The sequence below is a fragment of the Sphingomonas endolithica genome (assembly GCF_025231525.1).
Lineage (GTDB): Bacteria > Pseudomonadota > Alphaproteobacteria > Sphingomonadales > Sphingomonadaceae > Sphingomonas > Sphingomonas endolithica.
The window spans coordinates 2,432,049-2,443,594 of sequence record NZ_CP103057.1; the positions used below are offsets into that span (position 1 = coordinate 2,432,049).

Consider the following 11,546-nt stretch of genomic DNA (forward strand, 5'->3'; position numbering starts at 1 on the left):
GGGGAGCAGTTGATGATGATCAAGACAGCGGCTGAGATCGATGTCGCCGCTTCGGCGATGGTCGAGCCTGCTGAGGAGCGGGTTCGCAGAGGAACGGGCCGGCGGCTGCATGGTGCGATCGCGCACAAACTAGGCGTTGCCATCCTCTCGGCGGAATATGCGCCGGGCGACATATTGCCGGGTGAAGTCGCCTTTGCCGGAACGCTTGGCGTATCGCGCAGCGCATACCGGGAGGCAGTTCAGGTGCTTACCGCGAAAGGACTGGTCGAGAGCCGGCCCAAGGCAGGCACTCGCGTGCTGCCACGCAATCGCTGGAACCTGCTGGACCCTGACGTGCTCGCCTGGGCGTTCGCCGGCGAACCGGACATCAAGTTCGTGCGCGGCCTGTTCGAGCTGCGCGGGATCGTCGAGCCTGCGGCCGCAGCGTTTGCGGCCGAACGGCGTGACCGCGCCGATCTCAAAGTGATGAAGGACTGCCTTGCCGCGATGCGCCGCCATACGCTCGCCACCGAAGCGGGACGTGCGGCGGACCGTGAGTTTCACGCTACGGTGCTGCACGCGACCCGCAACGATGCGCTGATCGTGCTCAGCGCCAGCATCGGTGCCGCCATCAGCTGGACGACGCAGTTCAAGCAGCGCGCCCGCGACCTTCCGCGTAACCCAATCCCCGACCATGTCCGCGTCTACGATGCGATCGTCGCGGCCGATGCGCCCGGCGCCAGCGCCGCCATGCGAACGCTGATCGATCTGGCACTGGAAGATACCAAATCGGCGATGGAGCGCTGATCCGCGCCCCATAGGTCGGTGCAATTCAGCGTGCGGCGGTCTGTTCGGGCAGCACGACCGTCGTCTTTGACCCCCATAAAGCGTAGAACAACACATACAGCTCGCACGCGGCGGTGAGGAAGAAGGAGGCTTGCAGGCCATAAGTATCGGCTAGCCAACCCTGGACCAGCACAAGGGCACCGCCCGCGATCGCCATTATCAGCAATCCCGATCCTTCCTCAGTCAAGGGGCCGAGGCCCTTGATGCCTAGGGTGAAGATCGTCGGGAACATGATCGAGTGGAACAGGCCTACGGAGATCAGTGCCCACATCGCGACGTGGCCGGTGGTGGTCGCGGCGATGAGCATCACGATCGTCGCACCGATGCTGGCAAAGGCGAGCGCGTGGCCGGCATCGACCTTCTGCATGACGAACGCGCCGACCAGCCGGCCGACCATCATCCCGCCCCACAGCAGGAACAGATAGTTCGACGCCTGTTGGTGCGTGAGGTTGCCGATATCCGGCTGCGAGACGAAATTGATGAACAGGTTGCCGACGCCGATCTCGGCGATCAGGTAGATGAAGATCGCCGGGATCCCGAACACCAGGTTGCGATGCTTCCACAGCGAATGGCCCTGGCGGTCTTCCTTGGCCGAACGCTGCGTCGCAGCACCCATGGCGGGTAGCGGAAACCGTGCGATGACGACCGCGAGCACTGCCAGCACGATGGCGACGATCACGTATGGCAGCACCACCGATTGCGCATCGGCCAGCCGCTCGGCCGGGGTGAGCGCCGCCGCGCCGGCGGCCGCGGTGCCCGATGTGGTCCGCCCGAGGATGAGATAGCCGCCGAACAACGGCGCAAGCGTGGCGCCGGCCGAATTGAACGCCTGCACCAGGTTCAACCGCGAGGAGGCGGTTTCCGGCTTGCCGACCACCGCGACATAGGGGTTGGCGGCGACCTGCAGCAGCGTGATGCCGCTGGCGATGACGAACAGCGCGAACAGGGTCAGCTCATAGGATGGCAGCCGCGCCGAAGGCACCATGATCAACGCGCCAACGGCCATCAGCGCCAGGCCGTAGACCATCGATTTCTGGTACCCGACGCGCTCGATCAGCTTGGCCGACGGGATCGAGGCGAAGAAATAGGCGATGAACCAGACGGATTCGATCAGCGTGGTCTGCGTATAACTGAGGTCGAACACGCTGCGCAGGTGCGGCAGCAGCGTGCCGTTGATGACGGTGATGAAGCCCCACATGAAGAACAGGCTGGCGAGCAGCGTCAGCGCCGCGCGGTAGCTTTGCGCAGGCCCGGCAGACGCTGATTGTCCCACAGGGATCTGCATTGGTCCGGCCATCGTCGCCCTCATCCTCTAGCTGTCAGGCTGCAGCAAAAGCCAGGCCGCTGCTTGCCCTGATTTATCTTGTCTGACTATATACGGTGCCAAGATGCGTCAACGTGGTCGACGCAAAAACCCGCCCCTTCGCCGCTGATCTCCCGGAACCCATACATGACCGATCCCGTCACCAACGCCCCCAAGCTGCGCAGCCGCGCCTGGTTCGACAATCCCGCCAATGTCGACATGACCGCTCTGTATCTCGAGCGGTACCTGAACTTTGGCCTCAGCCTGGAGGAATTGCGCTCGGGCAAGCCGATCATCGGCATCGCACAGACCGGCAGCGATCTGTCGCCGTGCAACCGCCATCACCTCGTGCTGGCCGAGCGGCTGCGCGACGGCATTCGCGAGATGGGCGGCATTCCGCTGGAGTTTCCGGTCCACCCGATCCAGGAAACCGGCAAGCGCCCGACCGCCGGGCTCGATCGCAACCTCGCCTATCTTGCCTTGGTCGAAGTGCTGTATGGCTATCCGCTCGACGGCGTCGTTCTCACCATCGGCTGCGACAAGACCACGCCGGCGTGCCTGATGGCGGCTGCCACGGTGAACATCCCGGCGATCGCGCTGTCGGTCGGCCCGATGCTCAATGGCTGGCACAAGGGCGAGCGCACCGGCTCCGGCACGATCGTGTGGAAGGCGCGCGAGCTGCTCGCCACCGGCGCGATCGACGACGAGGGCTTCATCAAGCTCGTCGCTTCGTCCGCCCCGTCGACCGGCTATTGCAACACGATGGGCACGGCGACGACGATGAACTCGCTGGCCGAAGCGCTCGGCATGCAGCTGCCCGGCTCGGCGGCGATCCCGGCGCCGTATCGCGATCGCCAGGAAGTCGCCTATTTCACCGGCCGCCGCATCGTCGAGATGGTCGCCGAGGATCTGAAACCTTCCGACATCATGACGCGCGACGCGTTCCTGAACGCCATCGTGGTCAATTCGGCGATCGGCGGCTCGACCAACGCACCGATCCATTTGGCCGCGATCGCGCGTCATATCGGCGCCGATCTGGCGCTCGATGACTGGCAGACGCATGGCCACAAGGTGCCGCTGATGGTCAACCTGCAGCCCGCGGGCGAATATCTCGGCGAAGATTTCTATCATGCCGGCGGCGTGCCCGCGGTGGTCGCCGAACTGATGAAGCAGGGCCTGATCCACGAGGATGCGATCACCGCCAACGGCAAGACGATCGGCGACAATTGCCGCGATGCCACGATCGAGGACGCCAAGGTCATCCGCCCGTTCGCCACGCCGCTCAAGGAAGAAGCCGGGTTCATCGTGCTCCGCGGCAATCTGTTCGATTCCGCGATCATGAAGACCAGCGTGATCAGCCCGGAATTCCGCGCGCGCTATCTGTCCAACCCGCAAGATCCCGAGGCGTTCGAGGGCCCGGCGGTGGTGTTCGATGGTCCGGAGGATTATCATCACCGCATCGACGATCCGTCGCTCGGCATCACCGACAGCCATTTGCTGTTCATGCGCGGCGCGGGGCCGATCGGCTATCCGGGTGCGGCCGAAGTCGTCAACATGCGCGCGCCGGCCTATCTCATCCGCGAAGGCGTGCACGCCCTCCCCTGCATCGGCGATGGTCGCCAGTCGGGCACGAGCGGCAGCCCCTCGATCCTCAACGCCTCGCCCGAAGCGGCGGCAATGGGTGGCCTCGCCTTGCTCAAGACCGGTGACCGCGTGCGCATCGATCTCAACAAGGGGTCGGCCGACGTGTTGATCGACAATGCCGAGCTGGCCGAGCGCCGCCGCGTGCTGGTTGAGGCGGGCGGCTATGCCTATCCCGCCTCGCAGACGCCATGGCAGGAAATCCAGCGTGCCACCGTAGGCCAGTTGCAGACCGGTGCGATCCTGGAAGGCGCGGAAAAGTACCAGCGCATCGCGCAGACCAAGGGGCTGCCGCGCGACAATCACTAGCGCTCCGCCTGGCGCCCGCCATCTGTCGGCGCCAGGTTATCAGATCGCCCGGATCTTCCGCGCGAACTCCGCTTTTACCTCTGGCTTGGCGCGCGTCTCGTTCACCTCCTGCACGAGCTTCGCCGAGCGCGCATCGAACGCGGCGATCAGCGCAGCAAGCTGTTCCGGGTGATAGTCGATCAGCCGACCGAGTTGTCCCGCCAGCGACACGTCGTCGGGTAGCGGCACCGGAGGCTCCCATTGCTCCTTCAGCCATGCCACGGCGGCGGCGGTGCGCTTCATGCGATAGAGGAGTCCATCGATGCGCGGCGCGCCATCGGGGAAAGCGATGGTCACGCTCAGCGTAGCGCCGGCCTGCTGTGCGGGAAGGACGATCCGCGCCGTCAGGCTCTCGCCATCATAATGCCAGCTTCCCTGACGCCCATCGTCCGATCGCGGATATGCCACGCCGTTGACGGTCACACGCTGCGGGAATGCGGCGCTCGCCAGTTCGACCGCGATCTGCCTGCTGTCGGGCATGCCTGCGTAGCTGCCTTCGCGCGGGCGTATCGTGACCTTTGCCTGGCGTGCATCGCGCGTCGTCTCGATCGCGGTAAAGGCATAATCGCCGTTGCGATACGCTTCGCTGTCGCCCGCATCGGCATAGACCCGGGTCTTCGCGCCACCGCCCGGCAGGACGCGCACGACGAGCCTGCCATCGTCCGCGTCCTGAAGCTTGTGTACCGATGCCGGGTTCATCGGGATCGCGGCACCCGCGCGCACGAACAATGGCACCTCGTCCAGCAGATAGTCGCGCACGATCGTGCGTCCGCCTTCGATCACCTCGCCGCGATTGTCGTCGTACCAGCGGCCGGGTGGAAGCCAAATAGAGACACTGGCGACGCCGTTTTGGAGCGGCTGAGTGACCGGCGCCACAAGCATGTCGTCACCGAACATATATTCGCCGGTCGCGCGATAGGCCTCCGGCTGCTCGGGCCAGGCATAATATAGCGGCCGCAGGATTGAGACTCCGCTGTCATAGGCCTGACGCGACGCGGTGTAGATGTAAGGGGCCAGCTGGTAGCGCAGGGCCACCGTCTGGCGAAGTGCGGCAAGCACCTCCGGCGAGAAGCGCCACGGCTCCTTGCGCAGGCCTGCCTCCTTCGACGAATGCGTACGCAGGATCGGGCTGAACGCGCCGAACTGCATCCAGCGAACGTAGAGCTCCGGGTCGATATGTCGCTGGCTCTCTGGCGTGGTCTCGGCAAAGAAGTGGCCGCCAATATCGTGGCTCCAATAGCCGTATAGCACGTTGGATGCGGTCGCGGTGAAATAGGGCTGATAGGCAAGCGACGCCCATGAGATCACCGAGTCTCCCGAGAAACCGATCTGGTAGCGATGGTTTCCGAGACCGCCCCAGCGATGATAGATCAGCGCTCGATTCTGGCTGGTCTGCTGCATCCGCGTATAAAATACGTAGTTAAGCCACCAGGTATTGGACAGGCCCGGCATCAGCTTGGAATTGGGCCATTGCTGCCAATCGAGCCACCAGAAATCGACACCCTGCCTGGCGAGCGGATCGAGCGTCTTGTCGAACCAGTTCTGCACGAAGCGCTTGTCGGCCGCCTCGAACGGCACTGGCGCCCCATCGGTCACGCCCATCGCCTTGGCAGATGCGGGGTAACTTTCTTCTCGCGCGGGAATGCCCGAGGCCGGATGCAGGTTGAGCGTGGTCTTGAGCTTGTGGTCGTGCAGCCAGCCGAGGAACCGGTCCGGTTCCGGGAACAGGCTGCGGTTCCAGGTATAGCCGGTCCAGCCGACCGATTCCCCGACCTCGTCGCGTTTGACGTATTTGGCGTCCCAGCTCAGATCGTCGGTGCGGTGCCAATCCATGTCGATGACCATCACGTCGAGCGGGATCTGGTAGCGCTCGAAATCGCCGACCAGATCGCGCATCTCGCGGTCCGAATAATTCCAGTAACGCGACCACCAATAGCCGAAGGCAAAGCGCGGCGGCATCGGCTGACGTCCGGCCACGGCGGCATAATCGCCCAGCGCTCGCTGATACCGATGTCCGTAGCCGAAGAAATACAGGTCCTGGCAGTCCGCACAGCCGCGCGGCTTGGCCCATTGCCAGCGCAGGTCGGCGTCGAACAGAAACGATGTCGAGTCGTCGACGACGTGCCACCCATCACGCGACAACAGACCCTGGCCGAGATCTAACCGCTTGCCGCTGTCGATGTTGATGTCGCCCGAATAACGATCCATCGTCCGAGCGGTGCCGTGCAGATTGCCGGTTTCTGGATCGCCCGGATGCCAGTCGAAGGCCGGCGCGAGCTTCCTCGATCGGATCTGCAAGTTCCGCGCGTCGAACTTACCGCTGCCCAGCACATAGCTGAGCTGCAGCGAGGCGGTCTCGATCCGCAGCTTGCCGCCGCTCGTGGTCACCGTGAAGTGCGGCACCGGCTGATCGCGATCGATAAAGATTTGTGAGGGATCGTCCACGAAGCGGCTGTCGGGGGACCATTCCATGCGGATCAATTGTGCCGTGAGGATGGTGAAACGCACCTGCCCGCGCTGGACGATTGCGGCTGGCGCCGCACGACCGTGCATTGCCGGGGTGTCGGCATGTGCGGGTGCACCGATGATGCCGGTCAAGGCCAGCGCCAAGCCGCACCATGCCACGTTCAACCCACGCCGCGTCATCCCCGTCATCCCTCCGCTTGTGGCCGCTCGCGTCCACGGCACCATCCTGGACCTGGCTAGCACAGCTTCCCGAGCAGAATATCAATTTAATCCTACCACGGGCGAGGATGCGGACGCCCGGCAGAAAGTGGCAACCGGATCACCGTTGCGCTACATAGGCCTGCAGCGGCAGGACCAGCCCCGCGGCAACGAAGTATCTGTCTGCCATCCTCGCCGCCACGTCCTGGTTGAGCCGCCCCGCTGCATCGCGGAAGGCGCGGCCGAGCGGGTGATCGGGGACGATGCCCATGCCGACCTCGTTGGTGACGATGATCAGCGGGAGGGGCGTTGCGTCGATCGCGGCGCACAGCGCATGCGAGCGCTGGGCGATAGCGTGATCGCCGAGCATCAGGTTCGACAACCACAAGGTCAGGCAATCGACCAGGATCACGCCCGCATCGATCGCGCCGATCGCCTCCGGCAGCTCGAGCGGGCATTCCACCGTGCGCCAGCGATCGTCGCGTTCGGCACGATGCCGGGCGATACGATCGGTCATCTCGTCGTCCCATGCCTCGGCGGTGGCGAGATAGTGTAGCGGCCCGTCATGTCGCTCTGCCGTGGCCAGCGCCAGCCGGCTCTTGCCCGATCGGGCGCCACCCAGGAACAACGTCTTCATCGATGCCATCTTGCCTTACTCTCCGCTCGACCGTAGGGGCGCAAGCGCGACAGGTTTCCAGAGATGGAATGAAAAGGGAACCCGGAAGCGAGCATCTGTTCGTCATCCGGGGCTGTCCCCGCAACTGTGACCGGTGAGCCTTGCTCCTCGTGTGCCACTGGATCCTTGGGATCCGGGAAGGCCGGGCAAGGCGATGAACCGGGAGCCAGGAGACCTGCCTGTCGTGGTTGTCCTTCGTGCGGACGGGGTGTTCCGGGCGATCGAGGTTTTTCCTCGCGTGACGACGTCGTTGGGGTCGTGCGCGATGGGAAGCTGTCTTCCTTGGCGAAGCATCACGTGCGTCCCCGCTCATTGCCAAGGGGAAACCACGTGACCAAATATTCTGCCCTGATCCTGCTGCCGTGCATCGCGGCCGCGACACCAGTATTCGCGCAAACCGCGCAATCGACTGGCGGCCTGACACAGGCCGCCGATGCCGGCAGCGACGTCATCGTCACCGCCAATCGCGATGCACGGCCAGCATCCACCGTCGGCCAGGCGGTCACCGTGCTCGACACGCAGACCATCACCGAGCGCCAGTCGGTGACCGTCTCGGACCTGCTGCGCCAGACGCCTGGCGTCACCGTGACGCGCAATGGCGGTGTGGGGACGTCGACCTCGGTCAACATTCGCGGCGCGGAGAGCGATCAGACGGTCGCCTTGATCGACGGCATCAAATTGAACGATCCCTCGTCGCCGGGTAGCGGGTTCAATTTCGGCAGCCTGTTGATCGGCAACATCGCGCGCATCGAGGTGCTGCGCGGTGCGCAATCGGTGCTGTGGGGCAGCCAGGCGATCGGCGGCGTGGTCAACCTGATCACGCGCCAGCCGACCGAGCAGCTCGCGGTCAATGCGCGTGCGGAAGGCGGTTCGTTCGGCACGGGCCAGGGCTTTGCCAACGTCTCGGGCAAATTCGGGCCGGTCTCGGCCAGCGTCGGCGGCGGCTATTACACCACCGATGGCATCTCGACCTTTGCCGGGGGCAAGGAGAAAGACGGGTTCCGCAATTATAGCGCGAACGGCAGCCTGGGGATCGCGCTGGCCGAGAACGTCTCGATCGATCTGCGCGGCTTCTATACCAATGGCCGCACCGAGATCGACGGGGGCTTTCCGTTGCAGGATACGCGCGAATATGGCGAAAGCGAGCAGTGGATCGGCTATGCCGGGCTGAATGCGGCTCTGTTCGACGGCAAGTTCCGCAACCGGATCGGTTTCGCGCATACCGACAGCGATCGCCGCAACACCGATCCCGATGGCGATCCGACCGAGACGTTCCGCGGCATCGGCCGCAACGACCGGCTGGAATATCAGGGCGTGGTCGACCTGAGCGATGCGGTGTTCGCGACGTTCGGGGCTGAACGCGAAATCTCGCGCTTCTCAACCTCTAGTTATGGCGGCCCGGTGACCAAGGGTCGTGCGCGGTTGTTCAGCGTGTATGGACAGCTGGCGGTGACGCCGATCGCCGGCCTTACCGCGACGGCGGGCGTACGGCATGACGACCACAATGTGTTCGGCGGCGAGACGACCTTTTCGGGCAGCGGTGTCTATTCGCCCAATGATGGCGCGACCCAGTTCCGGGCGAGCTATTCCGAAGGCTTCAAGGCGCCCACCCTGTACCAGTTGCAGAGCGAATACGGCAACAAGGCACTTACCCCGGAGCGTTCGCACGGCTGGGACGCGGGGGTAACGCAGAAGGCTCTGGATGGCGCGATCGAGGCAAGCGCGACCTGGTTCCACCGCAACACACGCGACTTGGTCACGTTCGTATCGTGCGCCACGGCGATCGGCATCTGCGTCGATCGCCCGAACGGCACGTACGACAACATCGCCCGCACCCGCGCACAGGGACTGGAAGTCGCGCTGCTGCTGAAGCCGGTCGAGGCGCTGACGGTCAGTGCGAGCTATACCTATCTCGATGCCACCGACCGTTCGACCGGCAGTGCCAATTACGGGCGCGATCTGGCGCGGCGTCCGGGGGACAGCGTGACGGTGAATGCCGATTACCAGTGGGCGTTCGGGCTGAAGACCGGTGCGACGATCACCGCGGTCGGCGACAGTTTCGACAATGCCTCGAACGCACGGCGGCTCGACGGCTATGTGCTGACCGACCTGCGTGCGGCGTTCCCGATCGGCGATCACTTCGAGATCTATGGCCGCGTCGAGAACGTCTTCGATGCGGGGTACCAGACGATCTACAATTACGGCCAGCCGGGCTGCGGTGCGTTCGGTGGCATCCGGCTGACCTATTGATGCGCAATGCCGTCGCCACATTCTGCACGCATGGCGGCCGGGTGGCCGACGCGCGTGCGGCGTTTGGCGAAGGCGACTGGATAGACCTGTCAACCGGCATCGCCCCTTGGGCGTGGCCGGTCGGCGTCCTGCCGCTCGGTTGGGATCGGCTGCCCGAGCCGGACGAGATCGCGGCGCTGGAGAGTGCGGCCGGGCAGGCGTTCGGGGTCAATGCGGCGCAAGTCGTCGCGGTACCGGGCACCGATCTGGCGTTGCGGTTGCTGGCGCTGGTACTTGGGGCGGAACGGCCGGCGGTGGTCGTGCCGGGCTATGCAGGGCATCGCGCGGCGTGGCCGGATGCCGTTGGCATTTCCTCAATTACCTTGTTGAGTGAGGGTGACTTACCAACACACCCACCGTCACCCCGGACTTGGTCCGGGGTCCACCGTGCCGCAAACTCGCAGGCACCTGATCGTGCGAGGCAGTGGACCCCGGAACAAGTCCGGGGTGACGATGCGGGAGAAGCTTACGCGCCCTCCGCCGCGGGTGACGGGGCGGCCTACGACCTGCTCGTGCTCGTGCTCGCCAGCCCGGCCAATCCGGATGGGCGGACAAGCGATCCGGCGATGCTGCGCGCGCTCGCCGAGACGATGACCGTGGTCGTCGACGAAGCCTATGCCGATCCTGCGCCCGGCGTCGCACCGCATGCGTCCGACACGCTCATCGTGCTGCGGTCGTTTGGCAAGTTCTACGGCCTGCCCGGCCTACGCCTCGGCTTCGTCATTGCCGGGGAGTCGGTCGCCGCGCGGACGCGCGCGATGCTCGGCGACTGGCCGGTATCCAGCGCGGCGGTGGCGATCGGCACGGCCGCGTACCGCGATGCCGCCTGGCGCGGCACGCAGCAGGCGCGGATCGGCGAGACGGGTGCATTGCTCGATCAGGTGCTGAGCGACGCCGGCCTGCCGATCGTCGGCAGCGCGCCGCTGTTTCGGCTGGTCGCGCACGAGCGTGCGGCGGATCTTTTCACCCATCTCGCGCGGCATGCTATCCTCACGCGTCCTTTCGCCGACCAGCCCGATCGGCTGCGCATCGGCCTGCCGCGCGGCGCCGCGGCGTTGGTCCGGCTTGCCACTGCCCTCGAGGAGTTCGTTCGATGACCGACACGCCTAAACACGTTGGCCCCAAAGACGCTGGCGAAGACTATGAGCGCCACAATGCGCGGATGAAGCGCATGGCCGAGGCGCGCGCCAAGATGCAGGCGCGGCGCACGCTGGAGCGCGGATTGCTGATCGTCCACACCGGCAACGGCAAGGGCAAATCCTCCTCCGCGTTCGGCATGGCGATCCGCAGCATCGGCTGGGGCATGAAGGTGGCGATCCTGCAATATGTGAAGGGCAAGTGGGAGACGGGCGAGCGCAACTTCTTCGAGGCCTATCCCGATCTCGCCACGTTCGAGGTGATGGGCCAGGGCTTCACCTGGGACACGCAGGACCGCGCGCAGGATATCGCCGCGGCGCGCGCGGCGTGGGAGCGATCGAAGGAAATGATCCTCGATCCAGAGATCGATTTCGTCATCCTCGACGAACTCAACATCGTGCTGCGCGACGATACGCTGCCGATCGCCGAGATCGTGGCGTTCCTGAAGGATCGGCCGCTGACCAAGCATATCTGCATCACCGGGCGCACCGCCAAGCCGGAACTGCTGGAGATCGCCGATCTGGTGACCGACTTCACCGAGGTGAAGCATCCATACCATGCCGGGTTCAAGGCGCAGAAGGGCGTGGAGTTTTGATGCGTGCCCCGGGTGCTTACCCGTCATTCCCGCGCAGGCGGGAGTCCATACTGGCTGACATGTCGGCC

8 protein-coding genes and 1 riboswitch are annotated in these 11,546 nt (G+C 64.9%); of the genes, 5 read left to right on the plus strand and 3 right to left on the minus strand.

Annotated elements, in window-relative coordinates; genetic code table 11:
• Window positions 1-57 precede the first annotated feature (57 nt).
• Entirely contained in the window at window positions 58-786 is a 729-nt protein-coding gene (locus tag NV382_RS11455; protein ID WP_260600392.1) for a FadR/GntR family transcriptional regulator, read from the plus strand.
• A 25-nt stretch (window positions 787-811) separates the two neighbouring features.
• Here the strand turns inward: NV382_RS11455 and NV382_RS11460 are convergent, their stop codons facing one another.
• Window positions 812-2,122, minus strand: coding sequence for a sugar MFS transporter (locus tag NV382_RS11460; RefSeq protein WP_418066685.1), 1,311 nt, complete (start codon window positions 2,120-2,122; stop codon window positions 812-814).
• 153 nt (window positions 2,123-2,275) lie between these two features.
• On the opposite strand from NV382_RS11460, the gene NV382_RS11465 reads away from it, so the two are divergent.
• Window positions 2,276-4,078, plus strand: a complete 1,803-nt coding sequence (locus NV382_RS11465) for an IlvD/Edd family dehydratase (RefSeq protein ID WP_260596881.1) — start codon at window positions 2,276-2,278, stop codon at window positions 4,076-4,078.
• 39 nt (window positions 4,079-4,117) lie between these two features.
• On the opposite strand, the gene NV382_RS11470 is transcribed toward NV382_RS11465, so the two are convergent.
• Together NV382_RS11470 and cobU are read right to left on the minus strand one after the other, a co-directional pair.
• Window positions 4,118-6,772 carry a glycoside hydrolase family 31 protein gene (locus NV382_RS11470; protein ID WP_260596882.1) on the minus strand — a complete coding sequence of 885 codons (2,655 nt, stop codon included), beginning with the start codon at window positions 6,770-6,772 and terminating at the stop codon, window positions 4,118-4,120.
• A gap of 130 nt (window positions 6,773-6,902) precedes the next feature.
• Window positions 6,903-7,418: a bifunctional adenosylcobinamide kinase/adenosylcobinamide-phosphate guanylyltransferase gene (cobU, locus tag NV382_RS11475; RefSeq protein ID WP_418066686.1), complete on the minus strand. Its 516-nt coding sequence runs from the start codon at window positions 7,416-7,418 to the stop codon at window positions 6,903-6,905.
• Between the two features lie 34 nt (window positions 7,419-7,452).
• Window positions 7,453-7,654, plus strand: a riboswitch (cobalamin riboswitch).
• Between the two features lie 133 nt (window positions 7,655-7,787).
• Here cobU and NV382_RS11480 point away from each other — a divergent pair.
• From NV382_RS11480 to cobO, 3 genes are read left to right on the plus strand one after another with little or no spacing between them, the layout of a single operon-like run.
• Window positions 7,788-9,707 (plus strand): TonB-dependent receptor plug domain-containing protein, encoded by a 1,920-nt coding sequence (locus NV382_RS11480; protein WP_260596884.1) that lies wholly within the window; start codon window positions 7,788-7,790, stop codon window positions 9,705-9,707.
• Window positions 9,707-10,843: an aminotransferase class I/II-fold pyridoxal phosphate-dependent enzyme gene (locus tag NV382_RS11485; protein ID WP_260596885.1), complete on the plus strand. Its 1,137-nt coding sequence runs from the start codon at window positions 9,707-9,709 to the stop codon at window positions 10,841-10,843. Before NV382_RS11480 ends, NV382_RS11485 begins: the two co-directional genes overlap by 1 nt.
• Complete coding sequence (gene cobO / locus NV382_RS11490; protein ID WP_260596886.1) at window positions 10,840-11,478, plus strand: cob(I)yrinic acid a,c-diamide adenosyltransferase; 639 nt, start codon at window positions 10,840-10,842, stop codon at window positions 11,476-11,478. Before NV382_RS11485 ends, cobO begins: the two co-directional genes overlap by 4 nt.
• The last annotated feature ends 68 nt before the right edge of the window (window positions 11,479-11,546 follow it).